This window comes from Veillonella sp. AF36-20BH, assembly GCF_003602765.1.
In the GTDB taxonomy this organism is placed as follows: Bacteria; Bacillota; Negativicutes; order Veillonellales; family Veillonellaceae; genus Veillonella; species Veillonella hominis.
The window spans coordinates 298,056-323,950 of record NZ_QTLR01000002.1; the positions used below are offsets into that span (position 1 = coordinate 298,056).

Genomic DNA, 25,895 nt, shown 5'->3' on the forward strand with positions numbered 1-25,895 from the left:
AGCATTTTTAAGGGTTTAAAGCTATATTTTATGAAAGCATCTATACGTTCATTATTTTTTATATTGCTCTAACTTAGCTGCAGTTTTAATATCCTCAGAAAACTTAAAAATTAAATCAGAAACTAGATTATGTAATTCTACGTATTCTGAGATGCTAGAAACACCTGACAAACGCTCTATACGCTCTCCATGAGCAACTTTATTTCTATTTTCTAATAGTCGCTCATTTATAATATTTCCTTTTAACTCATATTCTGTAGAGTCCAGTGATAAACAAGCAGCAATTTCCTTAAAAATTTCTATTTTTAAGTTACTATTAGTTTTAATAACGTTTTTGTAAGGTATCTTAGATTGCTCTTCTTGCTTTAAAAATATACTCCTTACAAATTGGTTATGTAATGATGCTTTTTGACTTGCATCAAATTGTACAAATTCGTGCTTCATTGTTATTGCTAAAAAACTATCTTTTAATTCTTTATAATAAAGATGTTGATTAGCAACATAATTTAAATAATATTCAGCTAAAGACTTAATTGCACCTTCCCAATGTGCATATAACATAGCAAGGCCCATTCTAATAAAACGACTCTGCTCAGCTTCAATAAAATTTCTAGATTCCTCAACATTAAACTTTAGAGCACTTAACTCCTTTTTCCGCCAAGATAGCTCCGAGTCAATTTTATCTATTAAGGCATCTAAATCAACAATCTTCATTTCTAAAGATTCCTCTCCCCAATAAAGTTAATGCCTTAAATCTCGGTATAGCTCGTGAACCACTTTGAGTATTTGCAATATATTCATCATTAGTATATATAGATCTAATTATATCTCTAATATGATCTTGTGGCATGTCTTCTACCATGTCTAAGTTATAAAAAATCCCAGTTGCAATACACTGAAATGCAGATACTAAAAAAGCTCCTCTATGTCTATCCTCACTATACTTTCTAAACGAATCATCTTCTAGTATTTCATTTAAAATTTTGAACGTTTTATCAAATCTTATTTTAATATCTTCATATGTTTCACTAGCTATCTGATTTACCAAATTAATTGTTTCCTTATCAAGTAGCTCTTTTAGATCTAAATATCTATCTAATGTATTGAAATCAATATATTGTGCAATCAATAATCGTAAAATCAATTCAAGCTTAAACTGTTCATCTTCCTTACGATTACTTATGTTTACACAAGTATTAAAATCATTATTCTTAGATAATCCAATTAAAAATGAATAAAAATCGCGATTCGTCATTATTATCAAGCAGTTTCTAACCTCTTGATCAGATAGACTTGTGCCACCTGTATTTAAGCGTTGAAATAGCTCATATTTAGTATTAGGGTCACTCTCTTTTTTCACAATAATAACATCTATTCTTGATCGTTTAAATGCTAATTGTTGTTCCTTATTAAATGATTTTTCAGGGTTCTCCTTATTATCCCATAACATATCTTCAAAAGATGGCAAGTAATCAGTTTTAAGTAGTTTTAAAGGAGCAAGTTTCACTCCAGCATCATCTTTAAAAAAACCAACAAATTGAAAAATAGTAGATAGTCGTTGAACACCATCAATAACATCCCAAACTCCTTGCTCATTTTGACTTACAAAGATTGATGGTATCGGTATATTCAACATTATGGATTCTATCAGTCTCGTTTTCTGAGCATCACTCCACCGAAAAACTCTTTGAAATTCTGGATGTATATCCATCTCACCATCTCTATATAGATTTATAAGCTCTCCTATTGACATCTGATATGAATCTCTATATATTTTACTTGATTTTTCAATAATTTCATCTTGAAGGCTCATAATAGCACATACTCCTTAATACAAACTTATACATAACAATTAAGTTTAATTATCTAATTTCAAAAGCTCAGCTTCTAAAAAAATAGTTTCAGATTGGGTGAGTCCATATAAGTTATAAATTACTTCATCAGTAATAGATGTGTTATCTATTGTTTTTAAAATTTCAATATCAGGAACCGAAAAGTTTTTTATCATATTCTTTGCAGTAGAGTAATATCCACTACTATATGGTTTTGAAACTCTACTTATATAAAAATGAAATAATTTAGATTCCAATAGTCTACCTATTGCTAATAAAACTTTATAATTTTCATGGAAAATAGCATATCCTGCTGCAAACACTTCATCATCACTATTAGATAAATGAGTTGATAACTGCCCTGAAATATATGGTAAATATAATCTTGGTCCATATTGGTTTAAACCTTGAGAGCGTCCATATAAATACCAATACTCCATTTTACTATCTACTTTTCTTAAAGATAATTCATCTTTAAATACTTCAAGATACTCTAATGCATAAGGAAATTGCTCGCGCATTTGATCTGGTGTTATTGAACATACTGTTTGTGTAACACTATTGTACTTATATGGAAATATAATTCTTAAGTTTGGGTCCTGTTTCTTTATATTAGGCAAGACACAAGGTCTAGTTATTAATTTCTCAACTTTATACTCATAATCATCTTTCATAAAATAATAATATTTGTTATCTTGATACGTATATGAAAACATATAAATATTATTTCTTTGAGTGGCTACACCATTTTTAAAACTAAAGTCATTTAACTTAAAACTGAATTTATTCTCTAGCTTATTTACAATGATTTCATCTTGTCCCGACAATAACTGCCAAGAATCTGTAGGATCAATATATTCCCAATTAAAATCGTCTTTTATCGAATCCTCTGAATAATTTGTAAGAAATTGAATTCTATTAATTTCTCCAGATTTTATTTTTTTTCTGAAAATTGTAATAGCTGAGTAATGTAAAACCTTATCAAATACAAGACTCCCCTCAAAGTCTATTAATTTGATTTCACTCGTCTGATTAATCAAATATTTTCTCAATTTTTTACCATTTAAACTTCTAAAGAATGAGTTTGGAGTTATAAAGCAGCACACTCCTCCAGGCTTTATCATCCGTATAGCTATCTCAAAAAACACTATATAAATATCAGGATTCCCATAAACAGTATCAGAGAATCTTTTTAATAAAGCTTTGGATTCCTGGTCAATTAATTTTGATCCGATATAAGGAGGATTAGAAATTATAATATCAAACTTATCAACCCCTATCGTATCCTTTAAGTTATCAAAATCAATACTTAATGAATTCATGCAGAGAATATTAATTCTATCTGGTACAGATTGATTAATCTCAAATGCTAATAATAGTAACATTAATTTACAAACTTCAACATTCTCTTTTAACTTATCAATGCCATAAAGATATTTCTCAATAATTATCTTAATATTTAAATCTTTTTTTTTGATAAGCTCTCGTGCTAACCGAATCAATAGTATTCCACTACCAACCGCAGGATCTAAAATAAATGGCCTTCTTATATTATTTTCTAATAAAACTTGCTCAGCCATAAGCTTTGTAGTGGTTAAAGGTGTAAAATAGACTCCATTTCTTTTCTTACAGTCAGATGAGAATAAATTATTCAAAGAATACGCCATTTCTTCTACGGTATCATATTCCTTGCCAATCATTCCGTTGATATTAATATCACAATCTATCAATGAATCTATAATTTGATTCATTTTTTTTAAGAACTTATCATTTGGCGTTATATTTTTTCGCTCCAAATATTTTAATAAAATCTGTCTTAACAAATTAGAGTCCTTCCTCTATTAATAATCTTATGAAACGAATATCTTCTTCTGATATCTTATAAAGATAATTAATTTTCCTATTAATGCTCTCCAATATTTTATCTAATCGATTTCTATGATAAATGAACTTATCTCCTACAGAGCCTTTTAACAACTCAATTGATTTAATGATTTCATCAAAATTACTTGCCAATAAATTGATATCCTCATACTTCAATTTAGGGATTGGAACCTTCTCTAAAAATTGTTTATTCATTTTTAGATATCCATCAGAAGCTTCTGCAGCATAAATATATGCAAAAGAGTTAAATATCTCTGAATTTAATATAACACATAATGCTTTTAAATATTGTTCATCATCATTCTGATCCATTATAGTACTTATATTTGAATTATCTCCAAAAACGCACCCAGAAGTAAATGATGCAATAACATTACGACCGGTCATAGGTACAAAAACTTTTGGCCGAGCAAAAGAATTTAGTTTAGTTTCTCTTGTATATCGATAAAATTCATTTTTATTATCTACACGAGCGGTCTTACTATAAAGATCTATATGGTTAAGATACTTATATCCATATGGATAATTAACTTTTATTGACTCTAAAGGTATCAATTTACCAAACTTATCATAAGGAAATAATATAAAAACACTAAATTGTTCATCAATCAGAAATGGCTGGGGATGCTCATTTCTATATAATGGCTTTAAGAGACCGGTTTCTATAATCACTTCTTCATCTCTTCGATTTTTACATCTTATAAGATTATCTGAAATCTGATCAATTTTAGAGAGGAAATAAAATTTAGAATCCAAAACCTGTGGGCCTACACCAATATTTATATTGCCTATATCTTTAAGCTCTATTAGATGTTCACCTTTACACCATTTATCGAAAAAAAAGAATTCCTTATAAGACCAATTAGACTTATCTAAATTATCATTATCGACAATAACCATCTTTGATTCATCAAGTAAAATATCTTCAATATTATTTCTCTCTTTATTCACTTCTCCTGAGTGATAATAGTATTCTACTGACTCTTTTACCCTATCCATATCAGAAATTAAGCAAGCTATATACGTTAGTCGGCTTTTAAATAATTTATTAGCTTGAAATTCATGAATTTCGGTTAAACATCCATTTTCTTTTAAAAACTCTCTAATTGCAGCGCCATACTTTGTTTTGAAGAATCTTTTTTGGATAATAAATCCAGCCCTCCCATTTTGGGCTAATAAGCAATAAAATCTCTTTACAAAAAACATAGATAAATCGAGTTTATCTGACAGGTTATAATTCTCTTTAAGATATTTCCAAGTCTCGGGCCAAAGCTTTTTAAAATGCTTTGGCTCAACATAAGGTGGGTTTGTAACAAGATAGCTAAAACCACCGCTTTTCATAACATCAGGAAATAACGCTTCAATATTTGTAGGAATTTGATCTATCAATTCTTCAGTAGGTAACTGCGCCAATTCATCAACTATCGTATTTCCAAGACAAAAATTTTGAGATATATTGCTAAGAATCTGCTTAAATGGTTCAGTAATTACATATCCGCTAGTGACTAATTTTAACGCAATTGTCATCTTTAAGACTTCTAATGCAGTTAAATTAATATCAATACCATAAAGACAATTTTGTATTATAAGTTTAACATCCTCAACAGTGACCGTTTTATAGTTTGTAATCGCCTTATATTTTTCTACTAATTTATCCATAGAAGATAATATAAATGTTCCACTTCCCACACAAGGATCCAATATCTTTATATCAAATAATTCTTTTAATTTAGTTACATTATCTAAAAGAATTGTCTTATCACATATATATTTAGACAAAACCGAAGGAGTTGGTACAGTGCCCTCAGGACTTAAGGCCGAAAACAGACTAGTCACAACTCCATCATTTATACAAAGTTGTTTGCCAAGAAAAACATCATATATTTCAGCTAAGAATTCTGATTTTATAACATCAAATCTATATGGGCTATCAATAGTAATAGCCTGTATAAAATCCTCAAATAAAGCATTATCTAACTTAAATGCTGGCAAGACTTCTGAAAAAATTGCCCCATCATACTTTTCATAATAATCAGTATTTGCTTTATCTACAAATTCAACCCAGAAATTTTTACATGATAAAAAAGAGTAAAGAGTGCCCCTAACCTCAATATTTAAATCCTCTAGTATTCTAATAAATAAAATTCTATTAATTATTATCTGTACATAATAATTAAGCTTCGTATTACTTATATCTGGAGTATTTTTATATATACCTTCTCCAAGTTTGACACGAAATCGATCTAATAATATAAAAAAACTTTCATCTAAAGTACGATATAAATTACCTACTTTTTTATCACTAAATAAATATTCTAGATCAGAAAAAGAATTATAAATAAAGTTCTTGGAAAGGTATCTTGAATACCTATCATACTCATTAATTAAATCATCAATAGTAAATAATATTGTCCTATATTGTGGATCCTGATTAATATGAGGTTCAAAACTTGTATCATAAACACAAAACTCGCGGAAATTTGTTACGATCCCTATCGGTAATCCTTTAGACCAAGAGTATGACCTGATTTGAAAAGCTATTTCATAGCTATCTTTGAAATTAACATCACTACTCTTAGCTTCAATAAAAAGACGCCCTATACCATCTTTACAAAGTAAATAGTCAGGTCTACGATGTTTACTATTTATAAAATTTAATTTATCTTCTGCCAATCCCTGTAATATTAATTCTTCTACAACTTCATTAGGGTTAGAAATATTCCAACCTAAAATCTCAAGTAATTTATTTATATACCCACTTCTAATTTTTTCTTCACTAATATAAGAATTTTGACTTTCAATATAACTATCAAAATCAGCCTTTAGTTTTTCTATCTTATATATAGGATATAAGTCATTCATAAATTACCTCAACCAAATATAAAACTTAACACTAACTTCCCAATTATCTTTAGCCAACCTAAAAAATACTTACAATCTCTTACTTTATAATTTATATCTATCTACATCCTAGATAATATTTATTCAATAATATAGTCATCATAATTATACAATTAATGAGCCGCATGTTGTATCATATGATCTAAAATGCTAACAAAATCTCGTTCTACAGCCGAAGTGTCGTTACCAGTACTACCAATACCTGTTAGCATGGTTTCTTTCCAATCATTTTTTGCCATAAATCGAAAGGCGATTAAATACTTAGCTTTTGTTTTGTCCGCTTCTCCTTTTGGTAGATAATAAAAGCCTACGCTTCTATCAGAACGAGGGTGCAATAACGCTGGGTTGTCTTGCGGTTTATACAGGCTATATATAGATTTCATAAAGGTTAGAATATCTCCACCCTTTACAGATTCGTCTACAAAGATAATCTCATCATATGTGAATAGAGATATCTTATTAGTACCTGCTACACGTGTCGCTTTAGACTTGGCTAACTCCAAGGCTTCCTCGTGCGTCGCCATCCGCATGCCATACTGCCTAGCACGTTCCACTAACGAACCATTCAAATGAACTAAATACGCTTGTGAATACGCAAAATCCGCATCATTTTTTCGCTCGCCACCAGGGGCCGGCAATGTTGGCCGCTTGACTACAGAATTTGTAGTAAAGGAAATACCATTACTTTCATCATAAAACACATACACGTTTCGCTGGAATGGCTTCTCCTTCTCCACCACAGATGACTGAAGAACAAGATTCGGATGCACAACCGAAAACTCCTTCTCCACGCTAGACTTGATATCCTCTGGTGTAGCAGGATCACCATTCTCCGTCGTCCAAATGAAAGAACAACCACTCAACACTACACTACAAACACCAACGATACCTAACAACACAAACTTAACAAACAACCTCATACACAAAACATCCCCTCTCTCCTTGCACCAACTTTAGAATAAATATGCTGATATAGCTATAGATAGGATTAAATTATTATTGATGGGACACCTCTATAACTAGCGTATTAAAAAGGGCTATTACCTATTGATGAGCGACTTAGGTCACTATGGAGCGAAGAGATAGGTAATAGCACTTTTTAATTAATTACGTATATAGTTCTCGGGCCCCATCAATAATAATTACCTATTAACTAGTTCATCTAGCATATTCATCCTGTAATTTTCTATTACGTTCATAAAGAATTGATTGTGTATCGGATTTTCGCTCATTCCGAATAGATGGCTATTGCAGTCACAGTCGCTGCACCCAAAGTTCGGTACATTCCATTCCGCAATAGCTCGCACCGCATCAGCGAGAGCACATTCTACGTCAATTTTTGTTAGATCTACATCTGTGCTTTCAAGAGCAGCCGAATTATCAGAGAGTTTACCTTTACGCCGTTCCTGAGCAGAAATTGTCATAGCCTGCGGCCGCCCACTAGTACGAATCGGCAAGCCCGCTATCATTTCACAGTGACCGCGGAAGTAATCTAGATGCCAATGCATTTTCTTCCGTTTTCGTTTATGACGTTCAATGCGTTTCGTCAAATTTGTCTTCGCGGAACCAACGTACATATAATAACCAGGTTTGAAATGCATCATCCCTTTAGAACCGATTTCAAGATCTAGATCGTGATCGAGGTGCATGACCATCACATACACGCCACTATCATGAGCCTCTGTGTCGAGGATATAACTAGGATAGGAACATTCATGTGTCACCGTAGGCATGGTGAAAGTCTCATCCCACGCCACAGCCACAGCTTTCCAATCTAATGAAGGTGCCACCTCTTTAAAGGTTTTAGCAAATTCCAAATCCGTATGATAATCTGGCAAGAACCACTGCGCTTGGTCCCATTGTACGAGGAATAGAACACCCGTGTGGTAGCCTTCGTTTTGTAATTCTTTCAGATGCAATAAATGCTTGCGCCCTCGCTCTGTAATAGCATCAGGGAACATGGCTCCCGTCTTGGAGAACAAGGTACAAGACTTAACCTCTAGTAAAAACTCATCCCCCTTATCATTGGTGAGGAGCAAGTCAAAGCGAGATGATGTGCCGTGTAGTTTAACCGTATACTCCCGTCTCACTACGCGCCACTCCTCCCAACCAGGGATACGTTTATTTTCAATCAAATGTTCCGCTACATCGTTGCTGTAGTTTGTATCGAGCATGATAACAACGCTATCACGTTCTATACCTACCACGCGATATTTCGTCTTCGCATCCGGCTTATCGTGAGGTACGATGTACATCGTTACCCCCGTAAACAAAAGCTCCCACATGCGGCCCGGATTTGGCAAATGAGCGAGCACACTTTCACCATTCAAATCTAAAGTCACCACAAAACGGTTCGGGCGACCTATGTATGTTGCTTTTAAAATAGTATCGTAAAGGACTTTCATCGTTTCTCCTACATCAAGAACATTCTATATGTCTATTATACGATATGTAACCTTGGGTTTCATCTGTAAACAGTATCGTATATAATGATAGTTAGTAAACAATCAATAATTAATATTAAAAAAGTTCTATTTTTGTAGCTTGAGTTACATTATTGTTTGTTAAAATGGTTTATACTAAGAGCGTCGGGTCAGTATTCTAAATACCCATACTGATCATTACGCCGGGTTTTGATGAGGCATCGCCTAGTTGATCTCATCCCACTTGTCCGTATATATGTGCGAAGCTTTCACAAAACCCTAGGGCGTAAATAATTAATATATAAAGAGTTTAATAGATTAACTAAGTAGTTTTAGCCACTATTCTCCGCAGAGAGGGCTCGAGAAAGGATTTAATATGGCACAAATTGCAGCAAATTTACAACGCATAAAAAACGGTCAACGCCGTTATGCAATTACACCTCGCGTTCCTGCAGGTTTCATTCAACCAGATCAATTACAAAAATATATCGACGTAGCAAATGAGTTCGGCGCTGTTCTTAAATTAACTGGCAGCCAACGCATTATGATTACGAATTTGAAAGCAGAAGACGTAGATAAAGCATGGGAAATGCTTGGCATGGAGCCAGCATACACTGTGTCCAACCGCGTGCGCAGCGTAAAAATCTGCCCAGGTACCACCTTCTGTAAACGTGCTAAACAAGACAGCGTACACCTTGGCATGCAAATCGAACGCAAATATTTGTCCCTTGAAATGCCAAGCAAAATGAAGATCGGCGTGTCCGGTTGTCCAAACTCTTGTACTGAAAGCCGCATGAAAGATGTGGGCGTTATCGGTACTGTAGACGGTTGGAATGTATACGCTGGCGGTAGCGGCGGTGCGCATCCTCGCATCGGCGACCTCATCGCAGAAGTTAAAACAGAAAAAGAAGCTCTTGCATTAGTTGATCGAATCATCGCATACTATAAAGAAAACGCACAAATCGAACGCATGGGCGAATTCATCGACCGCATTGGTTTAGAGGCTTTCAAAGCAGCTGTATTGGGCGACCTTGAAGGGGCTCCAGCTGAAAGCAAGTCCGAAGAACCAGCTGTGTTCTTGCCTGGTCAAGGTAACGATCCTGAAGTAGAAGCACCACGTCTCGAAGCAGGTTCCCCTATCACTCCAGACACAATTATTCGCGACATCGTTGAAACCTACCCACATGTTGTACCTGTATTACAAGGTATTGGTATGGGCTGCCTAGGTTGCCCATCTGCAACAGCTGAGCCATTATGGCAAGCCGCAGAAATCCACGGTTTTAATGTATACGATTTAGTAGAGAAATTAGAAACAGCACGAAAAGGAGCTTAATATGTCCGCATTCTTAGGTCACATCCATTACTGGTTATATCGCAAAATTCAATTGCTCGTTGAGCGTGAAAACTTGATTTTAGAAAAAACGTCTAAAGTTGTTGATGATTTGGCAGAGGAACTACACTCCATCTCCGTAGATACATACGGCGAGCCAATTAATCCAAGCATTCCCTTGGAAAACATCATCGACCATGGCAATATTCATGGCTGGTTATCCAACCAAATCAACATCGCTTCCGTTCGCGAAGCAGCTTTCATCAAGGATATGCTCGACACAAACTCCGGCGATGAAGCAGTAAACGTAGTAACTGCTATTCTAGATGCCTTTGCAGTACAAGGCCAAGCATGTGGCGTTGTGGCACAAGATAACCTTGAAGAACACACTGCACCAGCGATTTACAATGCGTTACAAAACTTCTACGTAAATGGCATGCCTTGCGATGGTGGTGACCAAGTGGTTTCTGAAAGCCCAGAAGAATTTACATGGGTTGGCGACCACAGATTACAAGCAGGCTACTGGCGTACAGCAGGCGTTGACCCTAAGTTCATGGCATTAGCTTACCAAACATGGTTCGAGGCCTTTGTAAAAGCTATCGATCCAGCATTTGAACTTGTAACGACAGAAGAAAACGGCACACGTTTATACTCAATTCATAAAAAATAATATAAACTATCTACTCTCAGATATATGTACTGAAAAAGGAGCGTAACTTACGCTCCTTTTTTCATACCTATTTTTATATAAATTATACAATAGCTTAACTATTTTCGAAACTGTAGCCATAAGCACAACATTGATAAACAATATCATTTATAATACAATTATAAGATAGATATACAACATAGTATGTATTACATTAAACTTTCAATATAAAAATTAGAACTAGGAGGTCCATTATGGCAGGCACAGTTAATCAAGAATTAGGTTTATTATTCCAAGGCCCTAACTATGTAATCGTAAAAAAAGGCGGCAAGGCTGGTGAAAAGGTAGAAAAACATAACCACCCTGAAGCTAATATCATCTTTACAGTTGTAAAAGGTAAAGTACAAGTGTTCCTTAATGAAACGGAAGAACATGTACTCGTACCAGGCCAAGTATTGGAATTCAACGGTGACAACTACATCCAAGCTACACTCGTAGAAGACAGCGAATTCGTTGTAAACCTCATTCATAAACCAGAATAAAATACAAAAGGACAGTTGATACAAGCAACTGTCCTTTTTATATGAACTATGTATTAAAGAGAAATCATATAGTTATTAAGTTTTATAGAACTGTTCAATAGTTCAGTTATATCCATAGTTATTAAATACTTATAGAGTAATACATAGTCTAAAAAACATTCTTTTAAAAGGAATTATAGATTGTAAATTCACTCACATCAAAGCGTTTTGTATGGCCCGGTGCAGGAACACAGTCTGGATGAGGATAACCAATTGGGAAGATGGCTACAGGGATGATAGTATCAGGCAAGTTATATGCCTTGCGTACTTTAGCAGGATCAAAGTGAGCAATCCACGTTGTACCTAGACCGATATCGGCTACGGTAAACATGATGTGAGATCCCACAATGCTAGCATCTACAACCCCCATATCCGCATCATCGTATTCTCGCTTCCAGCTCACCGTATTATCATAACAAACAATAATTGCTAACGGTGCATTAAAATGGCCATTTGTACAATCTTTTAGTTTGTTTAAGCTATCTTCTGTATTTAACACGAGCAATCGTTGCGGCTGATAATTGTGCGCCATAGGTGCTAATCGAGCGACTGCTAGTAACATATCTACCTTCTCCTGCTCCACTGGTCGACTATCGAATTTTCGAACCGAATACCGCTCTGTGGCTAATGCTTTAAAATCTTTCATTAAATCTCACTCCTTTATCGGATTCATCCAAATGTATTTTAATAAATAACCCCCTAGCTGATACCTCAGTTAGGGGGTTTTGTGCTTATTATTTTTTAAGACGGCTAATTACTTCGTTAGTAATGTTTTCGATTTTGCTGTTAGCGTCAGCAGCACGAATTGTGTATGGGTCATCCAATACTACGTCCATTTGTTTTTCAACGCGGATAGCTTCAACAGTGTTGTGAATTGCTTGCATCATAGGTTGAGCAATTTTATTGATTTCTTCGTTTTCTTTTTGAAGCAATGGAGCTACAGTTTTGTTGAATTCTGCTTCTGCTTGTGCAGAGTCTTTAATTTTTTCAATTTCTTGTACTTTTTTTTCAATTTGTGGACGGTATTGAGCGTCTACTTGTTGCATTTTCATATCTAATGCACCGTAGCCAGGGTAGCTATTTACTACTTGGCTCATATTTACTAAGCCAATGTTAGCAGCACTTGCTACTGCAGCAGTAGCAGACATAGCACCAACGATAGCTAAGGTAGTCAATTTTTTAGATAATTTCATCTGAAATCCTCCTCGATTAAAAGTGTCACTATACAATCCAATAGTGTACTATTTTTACTATAACAAATCTTGCTAACTTTCACAAGACTATGATAAATAGCATAATAAAGCCCTATGAACTACTTATGAAAGTTATTAGAACTTAAAATAATACCCACAAGCATACTCTGAGACCCTTAAAGCAATCGATACAGACATATTCAGAACACACATGTGGGCATTTCGACTTTCACCAATTATTTATAATTTGTCATCAAATTATGGTTTATTATTCACCGAATTATTGTTCATCATTTAAATAGATGTATTTATCGGATTTCAATTTGGACACGAGATCAGGCACCAAACCGATAAGGCGATCAAAGCTGCTGCTGTAAGGGTTGCCCTTAATGTTGAACAATTCGATGCGGTCACCTTTAATAACAAGGATTGCGCTTGGTTCCATTTTGGCACCACCGCCACCGCCGCCAGATTCTTGGCTTTTATTGGCTGTGCAGTGGTTTGTACCAGTACCAAAACCAAAGGTTACGTCAACGAATGGAACGAGTGTAGTATCGCCGATTTGCACAGCTTCACCAACTACCGTTTCCACTTTAATCATATTCTTAAACTTCTCGAATAGGACTTCCAAATTCTCTTTTACATTACTGTTCTCCATCACAGTACCTCCGCTTTTTGTGAAAGTATTATAGCTGTAATAATACAGCTCATATACTCAATTGACTTTATATATCCTTACGCTGTTTGACCTTGTTCGGCTTTTAGCTTTTCTAGCTGCTTGGCTTCCTTCCGTTTAACCCAGAAGACACGAGCACTTTCACCCAATAGGGAACGCATAGGTTTAGATACCAAGAATCTAGTACCATACCACGCCAATACGGCAAGAATCATACGACCTTTAATATGGCCGCTGCCTTCAGCTACCCAGTTCACATAATCTATCTCAATAGACTCTGCTTGCTCAGGCCAAATGCTATACAACATAGATGCAATAAGCCCCATCCGATACGGATCGCCAATACCAAATCGGCCCTCTATAGCCATATCACGTGGTTTAGAGTGGTTATAGCATCGTTTCGACACAAGGAATATCTGACGCCACAACTCTGTATTTCTCAAGTGTTTCATGAACCAGAATGTAGGAATTTCAGACTTGAATGATGCTACCGGATCATTGGGATCAGGCTTTCCAAAACGTTGTTTCACAGTCGTTTTGATATCATTTACCTTTGTAAATACCTTTTCCTTGATAGATCCGTCACTATTGAAAGTAACATGACTTATTACTTCATCATCATCTTGAATATGAGCCGTTGGATCTTGTTGTATCGAATCATACCGCTCAGCACGAGCTTGTGCATCCATATCCTTAGAAGCCGCATCAGGTCGCTCAATGCGCTCCTTTGCCCTAGGTGCGCTCCCCGCCCCTGGTGATTCGTCATCATCAAAGATTGTATTGGAGCCTTGGGCACTCTTCAAGTCATCAAAGCTTGTGCCGCTAGAGCTTGCAGTCGGACCTTGTCCGCCTCCTTGCATAGCCTTTGCAAAAGCTTCTGCTTGTGATATGTCGCCGTCATCATCCATTACCTTTTGATATTCTTCATCTACACGATTTTCAAGCCATTGTTCATAGTCTTTCACAGGACCGATCTTAAGTACACCTAAAACGTATAATTCCTTAAAAAATGGTTTATTTTGAATGTACGCTAAGTGGAGTGAAAATACGCGCCACAGCCATTTGATACGCAGTTCGCCACGATATGGCGTCCGTCCATCAATTTCGATGCTATATGTGATTGGTGCCAGTAGGATAGTCAAGATGAGTGCTACAATGATGGCCACAATAACGAGGGCCACAATAGCCACTGTACTCAACCACATCACCTCCTTAGGTGTTCCTATGATTAGTTTTCAATGCCTTTTCGAGCCATTACGCCTTGTAGGTAGTAATGTTTAATCTCTTTCATCTCCGTTACGAGATCGGCCTCATCAATTAATTCTTGAGGCGCCCCACGGCCCGTAAATACGAGTTCCGTTTCTGGATGACGAGCATCGAGTAAAGCTTTAGTTTTATCCCATGTAATGAGTTCAAAGAAGAGAGCCATATTGTACTCATCAAGTACAACGAGGTCGTACTCACCACTGCTGATCGCAGCGAGTGCACGTTCATAGCCTTTTTCGATAAGAGCCACATAATCCTTCGGAGGATTACCAGACTCAAAGACAACGACTTCATCGCCCCATTTAGCAAGTTCATCCTTACTCTTCATGCCTTCTTTGATGATAAAGAATGGCTTGCCCACAGTTTCTAACGTTAAATTTGTTAAGGTAGGTAAAATAGTATGCTCACTATATACTTTAGATTTCATAAATTGTAAGAAGAGGACTTTCTTGCCAGCGCCGATGGCACGAATAGCTAGGCCAATTGCGGCAGTTGTTTTGCCCTTGCCTTCGCCGGTATAAACTTGTACATAGGCCTTCATAGATATACCTCCGTTCATATACTTTTATTTTACAATATATATATACAAAAGGAAAGAAAAAGAACTTGCTATAAGCGCATATGCACGCATAACAAGTTCTTTTTAGGTCTTATATAAGCTTTTATATTTCTAATTGCTAATTGGTAAGAAAATCATAGGGTCTACAGGCGTATTGTTAAGGCGTACCTCATAGTGAACGTGGGCACCCGTACTTTTACCAGTACTACCCATCAAAGCAATGGTTTGACCTTGTTTCACGCTCATCCCTACCGTTACCAATACGGCACTATTATGGCCATAACGGGTAACAAAGCCATTGCCATGATCGATTTCAACAAGGTTACCATAACCGCCGCTTGTATATCCTGCAAAGGTTACCACCCCTGCCGCAGTAGCCACGATTTGGGAACCATAGTCATCGGCAATATCGATACCTTCATGGAATGCACCAATAGCACCCGTAACAGGGTCAACACGGCTACCAAATGGAGATGTAATAACGCCCTTACTTGGCCAAATACTAGGTGTCGTACTATTCACAGCACCACCAGAACCAGCGGAGAAATTGATGGATTGTAATGCCATCAAATCTTGTGCGCCACCATCACGAAGGATATTGCGCATTGTATAGAAACTAACAAGCAATTTTTGTGCTTCCTTATCCATTTTGGATAGTCGAGCCGATAATTGTGCCGCTGTTAACGTCTGTGCTTCACTATTATCAGCGGCTTCCTGCTTTGGGTCGCTACCATCCCCACCACCTTGAGCTGGTGTGCCAGATTCAGCGCCCTTCAGCATTTGCTTATTCTCTTCACTAATTTGATTTAAGTTTTGAATTTTCTTATCCAGAACCTCTGTTTTTTGTTGTAACAATTTCAACTGTTCCGATTGCAATTGCGTTTGTTGACGTAATTGCACAACCTCAGCCTGGCGCACGATGCCCCAAATACCGAGTACCAATGCCAAGACCAATACTACAGAACCAATAATGGCAACGAGTTTCGCTTGCTTGGTAGTTAATGTCAATATGCAGTTGTCACCATTTCTTTCAACTTTGTTTGAAATGAATGCCGGTATTTTCAACATAAAACTTCCTTATTTCGAGACGATAGCACTCGTCAACGCTTCCTCATTGGTACGTTCACCCAACGCTTCGTTCAAACTTTCTAATTCTTCTTGTGAAAGACTTACTAAACTTTTACCTTTCACAATAGGTTTACTAAAAATACGAGATTCGCTACGACCGTAAATACTAGAGATACAGATGCCATTATTGTTGCCATCTAGCAAGGTAAGCGCAAAGGACAGATCATTTCCGATATTTTCAAAGGCATTATACTTAATAAAGCCAATTTTTTGTATCGTATTACTCTGAATATTGCGAATTGCCACTTGCTCGGATAACAAGGACTCAAGGCCTTTCGCAGCATCGCGAATTTCACTAACCTCTACAGATAATTTACGCTCTAGGCTCGCGCCATGCTCCCCTTGCATAAAGAAATCGTATTTCTTTTTCAAACTACCTAAACGGATGTGTAAGATTACACAATATACGAATAACACTATAACAAGAACGATGGTAACCATGCCTATCCACGGTTGAATCGATTCGAACATGTATTTTCCTTCCTATACAATCATCAAAACTCCAACAGTTAATTATACCACTCCTATTGTGAAAGTTAAATGACTGCATGCAATTTAATTTAATATATCTAATATTTAATATATCTAATATAGATAAACGATACCTATATAACAATGTATATAACAAGCATGTAATGTATATCTAAATGTATGTGTTACATACATATTACAATGCTACTTATTAGCCCTCTAGTTCGTCAACAAATGGGCTTATTGCTCGTTCTAGTATACCATGTAGAGCTGCTATGAGTACACCGTAATTTACAATGGGTGTACCTTGTACAACAGCGCATTCAATACGACGTAACACCTCACGGCGTGTTAGCATACAAGCACCACAGTGGATGATCAAATCATACTGTGATACATCCTTAGGGAATGTTCCCCCACTAGTGAATTCTAACTGTAAATCTGTATAACCTTGCTTCTTTAAAAGATTAGGTATTTTTACAGTCCCAATATCATCGCATTGACGACGATGTGTACAACCTTCACTGATAAGCACCTTGGAACCAGCTTTCAGATTCTTAATAGCCTTAACACCAGTTACTAAATCCTGTAATTTTCCCTTGAACCGCGCCATCAAAATAGAAAAGGACGTCAACGGAATCGAATCAGACGTCAACTCATCAACCCGATCAAACGCTTGGGAATCACAGATTACCATTTTAGGGGGATTCTTAAGCGAGTGAATCATAGCCGGTAATTCTTCTGTTTGGCAGACTAAAGCTAAGCCTTTATAATCGAGAATTTCTCGGATAGTTTGCACCTGTGGCAAGATGAGTCGCCCCTTTGGTGCGGCACTGTCGATAGGACATACAAGAATGATTGTATCCCCCTCTTCAACTAAACCTTGTAAAAGAGTTTGCTCCCCTTCTACATCAAGTGGTGTTAGCCCACCGAGTAAATCAAGCAACTCTAATCGTTTCGCATCAGATGTGAAGTCAGCAGAGTCAATGACAGTAACCAATTCAGATAAACCCGTATGATCTGCTATATAACGCTCTCCCAGTATATCTCTGCCTATACTAGCTTTAGACTCCGTTAAATTGTTTGGCACAGCATTAATCTCATTAATGAAAAGTGCAACAGGTACATTATTTTGTTTCAAAAGACCTAACCAGTGCATATCGTCGGAGGTTGGCTCTTCATCGGTGCGAAGCACATAAACAGCCAAGTTAATCTTTTTCACGACCTCTTCGGTTTTCTCCATGCGCAATGCACCTAATTCAGTTGTATCATCTATACCAGCAGTATCAGTAATCACCACAGGGCCAAGTGGTAAGATTTCCATAGCTTTGCTTACAGGATCTGTTGTAGTCCCTGCCACATCGGATACTAACGATACAGGCTGATCAGTTAACATATTGATCAATGTAGACTTACCAGCATTACAACGGCCAAAAAAGGCAATATGTATGCGGTTTGCCTTAGGTGTTTGTTCCATAACCTATCCTTGTTACTTAACCTTCACATATATTACAAAATATATTATAAAACTTCTTCCGTCTTATCTTATTTTTTAATAAATTTCTTACATATAGTAAAAGCGCAGCCCGTAGACTACACTTTTACCTCAGATTGTTATTATTACGACTATTACAATTGCTATAGCTGTTATTATTGTTATTGTTGTTATTATTATCGTTACTATTATTGTTGGTGTTACGGCTATTGCTATTACTATTGCTTTTGCTTTTGCTTTTGCTTTTGCTTTTGCTTTTGCTTTTGCTTTTGCTTTTGCTTTTGCTAGCCAATTATACTCTAAACTCTATTGTTTCCGTATCTTCTGTTTGATCTTGCCCATCCATATATGCAATAAGTCTTTCTAATTCAGCTTCAGAGGAGAAAGCAATTTCAATTTTTCCTTGTACTTTTTTGCCTGCACGGAATTTAATATTCACAGGGGACCCTAAGCTTAGTTTTAAACGGTCCATTAGGGCACGAACCTCTGCCGTATTTTGAGGTTTACCAGTCTTTGCTTTAGACGATTTATTTTGCATAGACTTAACAAGGGCCTCTGCTTGTCTAGCACTTAGCTCACCCTCTTTAATACGTTCAGCTGCTTCTATTTGTTGAGCTGCACTTCTTAACGCTAATAATGGACGAGCTTGACCAACCGTTAAATCACCTTCGATAAGATCCTTTTGTACAGAATCACATAATTTTAAAAGACGAACCATATTAGCAATATATGAACGGCTACGGCCAAGACGAGCAGAAATCATTTCTTGCGTTTGCTTATAAGTATCCATCAATCCTTGATAAGCCAATGCTTCTTCAATGGGATCTAATCCTTCACGTTGTAGGTTCTCTACAAGAGCAACCTCTGTCATTTCTTCGGTATTATATTTTTTAACAATAACTGGTACTGTTTTCAATCCAGCAATCATAGCAGCACGATAACGGCGCTCACCAGCTACAATTTGATATTTATTCTTTTGTTTACGAACTACAATCGGTTGGAAAATACCAAGATTCTTGATTGATTCAGCCAATGTAGCTAGACTATCTTCATCAAAACTTTTACGCGGTTGATCTACATTTGGAACTAACTCAGAAATTGGCAGTTCATGTATCTCCTTTTCAGGCAATACAGACTCTACAGAGTCAACCTTCATTAAATTCTCAAGGCCCTTCCCCAATCCAGACGCTTTGCTTTTTTTGCTTTTAATTTCTCTTGGCATACAACTAACCTCTCTCGGCCTTACAAATATTTACAAATTTAAAATATGTAAATCACGCAAACCACCAAAAACTAATATTCTTAGCATTAGATACATACATATAACAGATACTTATTACCTTTAGGTACTTACTTCGCTTTTGTGTTTATTGAGCTTTAATACTTATTTATCTCTAGTGCTTATTTAGTTTTAGATGCTTTAATTACCTCTTTAGCTAATTTCGTATATACATCAGCACCTTTGGATTTTGGATCATATACAATGATTGGCTCCCCATAACTAGGTGCCTCACTTAAACGTACATTACGAGGAATAATTGTTTTATATACTTTATTGCCAAAGAATTTTTTTACTTCATCGGCTACTTGAATCGATAAATTTGTGCGGCCATCAAACATAGTCAATAGCACGCCTTCAATTTCAAGATCCTTATTTGATGTTTGTTGTACAATTGTTATCGTTTTAACTAATTGACTAACCCCTTCCAATGCGTAAAATTCACTTTGAATCGGAATCAATACACTATCAGCAGCAGTGAAGGCATTTAATGTTAATAACCCGAGAGATGGTGGACAGTCAATAACGATAAAATCATATGTATCTCTTACTGACGCTAATGCTTTTTTCAACATTGTTTCACGTGAAACAACGGAAACTAGTTCTACTTCAGCACCAGCTAGTTGAATTGTTGCAGGCGCCACAAATAGGTTTTCAAGCATTGTAGGTTGTACAATATCAGCAATTGGTTCTCCATCAATTAGAACATCATGCACACAGAGCTCTAAATCATCCTTTTCAATACCTAACCCAGAACTAGCATTACCTTGTGGATCCAAATCAACCAGTAATACTTTTTTACCTGCATCAGCTAAACAAGCACTCAAATTTACTGATGTTGTAGTTTTACCAACACCGCCTTTTTGATTAGTAATAGCTATAACTTTGCCCACTTAATTCACCTCACATCTTCGTTCAAAATATTTCTTTTCCATTATAACATAAAACAATGCTAATTACGGTATTTATAAATCAAATTCTCATTAATTTTTTATCTACTATATTATTTTATTTATCTACTACATTTTTCCCACTTACATTTATATTACGCACATAAACTTATAGGTAAATAACTTCATTAATATAATTACAACACTTATTTTTTATTGTTTCACGTGAAACATAGCAATTTATTCCTTTACTATATAGTACAACACAAAATAAGAAAAATTACATCAAATGTTTTATAAGTTTTACGATTAAATGTTTCACGTGAAACATCTAAGGATTAAAATCTAACGCAAAAATTAAGTTATAAAATTAATAAAAAATTTTACAGTAAAAAATTATCATATTAATATAAATCTATACCAATAGACAAATATACACAAAATTATTTTATATCATTTTTTTTATTTATAGAACAACACCATTAGCGAAAGGTATAAAGTAATCAACTTTTGATCGGTAACATTATATATAACAATAATATACGAAATGTAATGAACTAATATTAATATACTTATATACTCATAACAAATTATTAGATTATATTTAATAAATTGTTTCACGTGAAACATTATGGTTAACATTAAACATATAAAACCTTCATCATCAATAACTTTTATGAACAAAAATCATTTTGATATAACTTTAAACTATACCTATATACTACTAAATTATATGAGAATACAGGCCCCATATACTTTGACAGGTATTATTCATATCTATATACTATTAGTTAGATAGTAATTAGATTGATAATCTTAAGAGTCTAGAAAAATCACTTTATAAGATCTATATATACAATTGATAACAGTAAGCACACGCTCTACGGATATGCAGAGCTTTTTATTTTGAAGAGGAGGCGTTTCTATGCCCATCTATAACGGAATGCTTCCTGCCATCGACAAAGCAGAAGTAAAACGATACGCAGGACTTCGTCACGCTGAGGATTTCCCACAAAACTATGTTGACGAAGCATGTAAGGAAATCCAATTATTGGCTACACCTAGGGGTGTATATCAAGAATATGATTACGATGCAGAAACAAAAACAATTTTAAGCAATCCACCACTTAAAATTGAAGGGTCTATCATCGAAAAGCATCTAGAAAAATCTACTAAAGTATACGTATTAGGCGTAACAGTTGGAGAAGATGTAGAAATTCGTAGTGAACAGTTATTTAAACAAGGTAACTATACGGTAGGCTTATTACTTGATGCAGCAGCCACAACTGCTGTAGAACAGGTAGCTGATCAGGTAAACGAAGTAATCAATACAATTGCTAAAAAACAAGGCTATAAGCCAACTTGGCGTTTTAGCCCTGGTTATGGCAACTGGCCACTAGAAATCCAACCACAATTAGCTAAAATCATCAAAACAGAGATGATTGGCTTACAAGTAACAGAGAACTATTTATTATTCCCACGTAAGTCTGTAACGGCTATCATCGGTTTAATGCCAGCAAACGAAGATATTAAAACTAAACGAGGCTGTACATCTTGTTCACAACAAAACTGTGCATCTCGAAAATTACCAGAGAAAGCAACAGTCAACACCCAAGATGGGGGAGAAGAGGAAGGTAGTAAAACTACTGCCGACATTTCTGGTATTGCCATGAAGGGGCAACCAATACAATAGTGTTTCACGTGAAACATTGTAATTTAGGATGTTAAAGGAAGATGTTTATGTATATATTTGACGGTGCTATGGGCACAATGCTTCAAGCGGCAGGCTTAGAAGAAGGCTATTGTCCAGAGCTATTTAATATTGAAAGACCAGAAGTAGTAAAGGATATTCATGCTCAATACTTACAACATGGCAGTGATGTAATCACTACCAATACATTCGGTGCTTGTGGTCTTAAATTAGAAGATTATGATTTACAGGATCGCGTAAGAGAAATCAATATTGCAGCTGTGAAGGTAGCAAAAGAAGCCATTGCAGAGACTAAACCAACTGCTCGTGTAGCAGGTTCTATGGGACCTACAGGTCGTTTTTTACAACCATTAGGCAATATGAGCTTTGACTCCATTTATGATACATATCGTGAACAAGCCGAAGCATTAATCGAAGGTGGCGTTGATTTTATTATCATTGAAACTATCATCGACGTACAGGAAATGCGTGCCGCTTTATTAGCCTCTTTAGATGCTCGTGAAGCAGCAGGGAAGACAAAAGATGATGTACAAATCATCTGTCAATTTTCTTTTAGTGAAGACGGTCGTACTATTACAGGTACACCACCAGCAGTAGCAACTACTATCGTAGAAGCTATAGGGGCTGATATCATTGGTATCAACTGTTCCCTTGGACCTGAACAAATTACACCACTTATCGAAGAGATTGCAAGCGTTACAAATTTACCAATAAGCTGTCAGCCAAATGCCGGTATGCCTCAATTAATAAATAAACAAACTATATTCCCACTTTCAGCTGAAGAGATGGGACCATTGATGCTCGATATCGTTGATGCAGGCGCTAGTTATGTTGGTGGTTGCTGTGGTACAACACCAGCTCATATTCAATCTATTTCCGATGCGGTGAAAGCTCATACGCCAAAAGAACGTACCCACATTACACCTAAAACAATTATTACAAGTCGTACTAAACTTTTAGAGTTGGGCCATCATACAAAACCGCTTATCATTGGTGAACGTATTAACCCAACAGGTCGTAAAGTACTCGCTCAAGAATTGCGCGATGGCTCTTTCATTCGTGTAAAGCGCGATGCCTTAGATCAAGTAGAGGCAGGCGCAGATATCCTCGATGTAAACATGGGCGTAGCTGGCATGGATCAAACTCCATTGATGGAACGAGCAATCTTTGAATTATCCATGCTCGTTGAAACTCCATTGTCTATCGATACATTGGACCCAGCAGCTATGGAAGTAGCTCTTAAAAACTACCCAGGCCGCGCTCTTATTAACTCCGTAAATGGGGAGGAGGAGTCCATCACTCAAGTTATGCCTTTAGCTAAACGATACGGTGCAGCATTGCTTTGCTTGCCATTATCCAGTGGTGACCTTCCTGAAAAAGCAGAGGACCGCGTTGCTTTAGCTGAAAGTATCGTAAATCGCGCGTATGGTTATGGTCTTCAACCACATGACTTATTACTCGATCCATTGGTATTAACACTTGCCAGCGGTGAAGATAGTGCACGCCAAACATTGCGTACACTACAATTATATAAAGAAAAATTTGGCTTCCCAACAGTAATGGGCTTGTCCAATATCTCCTTCGGTATGCCTCAGCGTCCATATTTGAACGGCCAATTTTTAACAATGGCTCTCGCATGTGGCTTAACAACACCGATTATGAATCCACTCAATTATCCAGCAAAAAAAGCATTTGTATCTAGTACTACCTTACTAGGCTGGGACCCAGGTTCTGCTGAATTTATTAAAGAATACGGCTATGAAGACGAAACTACCGCTCCTGGTAACACTGCTCCTAAAGGGCCAGATAAAAAATCCTTCGATAGTAATGATCCTTTAGCCAATATTCGCGCATGTGTAGAACAAGGCGAAAAAGAAGCTATCATTGATCTTGTAAAAAAAGCCTTAGCAGATGGTATCGATCCATTAGATCTTACGAAAAAAGGCTTATCTGAAGCGATGAACGTAGTGGGGGATAAGTTTGGTTCTGGTAAGTTATTCTTACCACAAGTAATGCTTGCTGCTGAAACAATGCAGGCTGCTTTCAACACCATTAAAGAAATTATTCCTGCTAGTGAAAGCTTAGATAAAGGCACCGTTGTCGTAGCTACAGTTAAAGGCGACATTCATGATTTAGGTAAAAATATCGTAGCAGCATTGCTCGAAAACAATGGTTACAAAATCGTCGACCTTGGTAAGGACGTTGACCCAGAAGTTATCGTACAAGCTATTAAAGATAACAAAGCTGCCCTCGTTGGCATCTGTTCCTTGATGACGACAACCATGCCACAAATCGACAATACTATCGCTGCTATCCGTGCAGCAGGCCTTAAAACTAAGGTCATGGTTGGTGGCGCCGTAGTATCTCAAGACTACGCAGACCAAGCAGGCGCGGATATCTACGCTAAAGACGGCATCGCTGCTGTTAACCATGCTAACGATTTCTTTGAAACACTAGAAAAATAATGTATAGTAACGAGGTACATGATGACATTAAGAGAAAAACATCAACAAGGGCAGTTCACCATTACTGTTGAATTGGATCCTCCTAAAAGCAGTTCTGCAGAAAAGACCTTCGAACAAGCAGCCCGTTTGAAAGGGAAGGTGGATGCTATCAACATCGCTGATAGCCCTATGTCCAAAATGCGCATGAGCCCAATTTCTCTTTCTTATTTATTACAACATAACAAAGAAATTGAAACTATTTTCCACCTTACATGCCGCGACCGTAATATTATCGGATTGCAATCTGAATTACTCGGTGCAGCAGCTTTAGGCGTGCATAATATTTTAACACTCACTGGTGATAAACCAGATAATGGGGACCATCCATTTGCACAATCCGTATTTGAAGTCGACTGTATGGGACTACTCAACATCGCTAAGACATTAAATGCAGGCAAAGACCTTGCAGGTAATGACCTAGACGCACCTACAAACTTCTACATCGGTGCCACTGGTAATCCTGGTGCTCCAGATTTAGAGATTGAACGCCAAAAATTAGCTGCTAAAATTCAAAATGGCGCTCACTTTGTACAAACACAACCAATTTACGATTTAGAACAGGCAAAACGCTACATTGACAAGATGTCTGAATTCGATGTACCTATCATGCTAGGCTTGATTCCACTTAAAAGCTTTAAAATGGCTACATACCTCCATGAAAAAGTGCCTGGAATTAACCTTACTCAAGAAATCTTGGACCGCATGGAAAAAGGTGGTAAAGAAGCGGGTACAGAAATTGCGATTGAAACACTTGAACAAATCAAGAAAATGGCAGCAGGCGTACATATTATGCCTTTAAATGATATCGATACAACATTATATATTATTGACCACGTATAATACGTATGCAAACAGGAATACTTTCTTTTCGCCTCCAAAGCAAGCTAAGTCGGCTCAAAAAAGTATTCCTGTTTTATTTAATATAATTATGTACAAAAATATATAATCGTTTAACTTTTGTTGTAAACGATATCATTTAATAGATATAGGGTGGGGGAGGGAATCCAAACTAATTCGTTACTAAGAAAAGGGAAAGAGGATGCAGATCTAAGATTTGCATCCTCTTTTTCTTTGTGCAGCAATGTAGCATGGGGTTTATTTATATTAATTTATATTAGCTTTT

22 protein-coding genes are annotated in these 25,895 nt (G+C 36.3%); 6 read left to right on the forward strand and 16 right to left on the reverse strand.

Annotated elements, in window-relative coordinates; translation table 11 throughout:
* Positions 1-51 precede the first annotated feature (51 nt).
* The 6 genes from DW000_RS03905 to sfsA form a co-directional block, all read right to left on the reverse strand.
* Entirely contained in the window at positions 52-714 is a 663-nt protein-coding gene (locus DW000_RS03905; protein WP_120055185.1) for an MAE_28990/MAE_18760 family HEPN-like nuclease, read from the reverse strand.
* The gene (locus tag DW000_RS03910; protein ID WP_120055187.1) at positions 701-1,813 is read right to left on the reverse strand and encodes a DUF262 domain-containing protein; all 1,113 of its coding nucleotides are present in this window, start codon (positions 1,811-1,813) and stop codon (positions 701-703) included. Before DW000_RS03910 ends, DW000_RS03905 begins: the two co-directional genes overlap by 14 nt.
* Before the next feature lie 45 nt (positions 1,814-1,858).
* On the reverse strand, positions 1,859-3,655 hold the full coding sequence (locus tag DW000_RS03915) for an N-6 DNA methylase (RefSeq protein ID WP_207798784.1): 1,797 nt from the start codon (positions 3,653-3,655) through the stop codon (positions 1,859-1,861).
* A 1-nt stretch (position 3,656) separates the two neighbouring features.
* On the reverse strand, positions 3,657-6,578 hold the full coding sequence (locus tag DW000_RS03920; protein WP_120055189.1) for an N-6 DNA methylase: 2,922 nt from the start codon (positions 6,576-6,578) through the stop codon (positions 3,657-3,659).
* Positions 6,579-6,730: 152 nt separating this feature from the next.
* Positions 6,731-7,537: a hypothetical protein gene (locus DW000_RS03925; protein ID WP_120055191.1), complete on the reverse strand. Its 807-nt coding sequence runs from the start codon at positions 7,535-7,537 to the stop codon at positions 6,731-6,733.
* A 222-nt stretch (positions 7,538-7,759) separates the two neighbouring features.
* Entirely contained in the window at positions 7,760-9,022 is a 1,263-nt protein-coding gene (gene sfsA, locus DW000_RS03930) for a DNA/RNA nuclease SfsA (protein WP_120055193.1), read from the reverse strand.
* Positions 9,023-9,416: 394 nt separating this feature from the next.
* Between sfsA and DW000_RS03935 the strand changes: the two genes are divergently transcribed.
* The 3 genes from DW000_RS03935 (at position 9,417) to DW000_RS03945 (ending at position 11,561) form a co-directional block, all read left to right on the forward strand.
* Positions 9,417-10,373 carry a DUF1858 domain-containing protein gene (locus DW000_RS03935; RefSeq protein WP_004694418.1) on the forward strand — a complete coding sequence of 319 codons (957 nt, stop codon included), beginning with the start codon at positions 9,417-9,419 and terminating at the stop codon, positions 10,371-10,373.
* 1 nt (position 10,374) lies between these two features.
* Positions 10,375-11,040, forward strand: a complete 666-nt coding sequence (locus DW000_RS03940) for a hypothetical protein (RefSeq protein WP_120055195.1) — start codon at positions 10,375-10,377, stop codon at positions 11,038-11,040.
* 233 nt (positions 11,041-11,273) lie between these two features.
* Positions 11,274-11,561, forward strand: coding sequence for a DUF1637 domain-containing protein (locus DW000_RS03945; protein ID WP_120055197.1), 288 nt, complete (start codon positions 11,274-11,276; stop codon positions 11,559-11,561).
* A 163-nt stretch (positions 11,562-11,724) separates the two neighbouring features.
* Here the strand turns inward: DW000_RS03945 and DW000_RS03950 are convergent, their stop codons facing one another.
* The 10 genes from DW000_RS03950 to DW000_RS03995 form a co-directional block, all read right to left on the reverse strand.
* Positions 11,725-12,246, reverse strand: coding sequence for a nitroreductase family protein (locus DW000_RS03950; protein WP_120055199.1), 522 nt, complete (start codon positions 12,244-12,246; stop codon positions 11,725-11,727).
* Positions 12,247-12,334: 88 nt separating this feature from the next.
* A complete protein-coding gene (locus DW000_RS03955; protein WP_004698051.1) occupies positions 12,335-12,793 on the reverse strand; it encodes an OmpH family outer membrane protein in 459 nt (152 codons plus the stop codon).
* Between the two features lie 280 nt (positions 12,794-13,073).
* Entirely contained in the window at positions 13,074-13,451 is a 378-nt protein-coding gene (locus tag DW000_RS03960) for a spore germination protein GerW family protein (protein ID WP_004698027.1), read from the reverse strand.
* A 77-nt stretch (positions 13,452-13,528) separates the two neighbouring features.
* Positions 13,529-14,668: a hypothetical protein gene (locus DW000_RS03965; protein ID WP_120055274.1), complete on the reverse strand. Its 1,140-nt coding sequence runs from the start codon at positions 14,666-14,668 to the stop codon at positions 13,529-13,531.
* A gap of 29 nt (positions 14,669-14,697) precedes the next feature.
* Positions 14,698-15,276 carry a cob(I)yrinic acid a,c-diamide adenosyltransferase gene (locus tag DW000_RS03970; protein ID WP_004694402.1) on the reverse strand — a complete coding sequence of 193 codons (579 nt, stop codon included), beginning with the start codon at positions 15,274-15,276 and terminating at the stop codon, positions 14,698-14,700.
* Between the two features lie 129 nt (positions 15,277-15,405).
* Positions 15,406-16,362, reverse strand: a complete 957-nt coding sequence (locus DW000_RS03975) for a M23 family metallopeptidase (RefSeq protein ID WP_008714564.1) — start codon at positions 16,360-16,362, stop codon at positions 15,406-15,408.
* Between the two features lie 9 nt (positions 16,363-16,371).
* On the reverse strand, positions 16,372-16,893 hold the full coding sequence (locus DW000_RS03980; RefSeq protein WP_004694397.1) for a DUF4446 family protein: 522 nt from the start codon (positions 16,891-16,893) through the stop codon (positions 16,372-16,374).
* A gap of 211 nt (positions 16,894-17,104) precedes the next feature.
* Positions 17,105-18,370, reverse strand: a complete 1,266-nt coding sequence (gene hydF / locus DW000_RS03985; protein ID WP_120055201.1) for a [FeFe] hydrogenase H-cluster maturation GTPase HydF — start codon at positions 18,368-18,370, stop codon at positions 17,105-17,107.
* 310 nt (positions 18,371-18,680) lie between these two features.
* Positions 18,681-19,610 carry a ParB/RepB/Spo0J family partition protein gene (locus DW000_RS03990; RefSeq protein ID WP_120055203.1) on the reverse strand — a complete coding sequence of 310 codons (930 nt, stop codon included), beginning with the start codon at positions 19,608-19,610 and terminating at the stop codon, positions 18,681-18,683.
* A 179-nt stretch (positions 19,611-19,789) separates the two neighbouring features.
* Positions 19,790-20,560, reverse strand: a complete 771-nt coding sequence (locus DW000_RS03995) for an AAA family ATPase (protein WP_004698040.1) — start codon at positions 20,558-20,560, stop codon at positions 19,790-19,792.
* A gap of 922 nt (positions 20,561-21,482) precedes the next feature.
* On the opposite strand from DW000_RS03995, the gene DW000_RS04000 reads away from it, so the two are divergent.
* The 3 genes from DW000_RS04000 to DW000_RS04010 are packed head-to-tail and all read left to right on the forward strand — an operon-like array spanning position 21,483 to position 25,612.
* Positions 21,483-22,250 (forward strand): hypothetical protein, encoded by a 768-nt coding sequence (locus DW000_RS04000; RefSeq protein WP_004698043.1) that lies wholly within the window; start codon positions 21,483-21,485, stop codon positions 22,248-22,250.
* A gap of 47 nt (positions 22,251-22,297) precedes the next feature.
* Positions 22,298-24,733 (forward strand): homocysteine S-methyltransferase family protein, encoded by a 2,436-nt coding sequence (locus tag DW000_RS04005; RefSeq protein ID WP_120055205.1) that lies wholly within the window; start codon positions 22,298-22,300, stop codon positions 24,731-24,733.
* A gap of 21 nt (positions 24,734-24,754) precedes the next feature.
* Positions 24,755-25,612, forward strand: a complete 858-nt coding sequence (locus DW000_RS04010) for a methylenetetrahydrofolate reductase (RefSeq protein ID WP_004698072.1) — start codon at positions 24,755-24,757, stop codon at positions 25,610-25,612.
* The last annotated feature ends 283 nt before the right edge of the window (positions 25,613-25,895 follow it).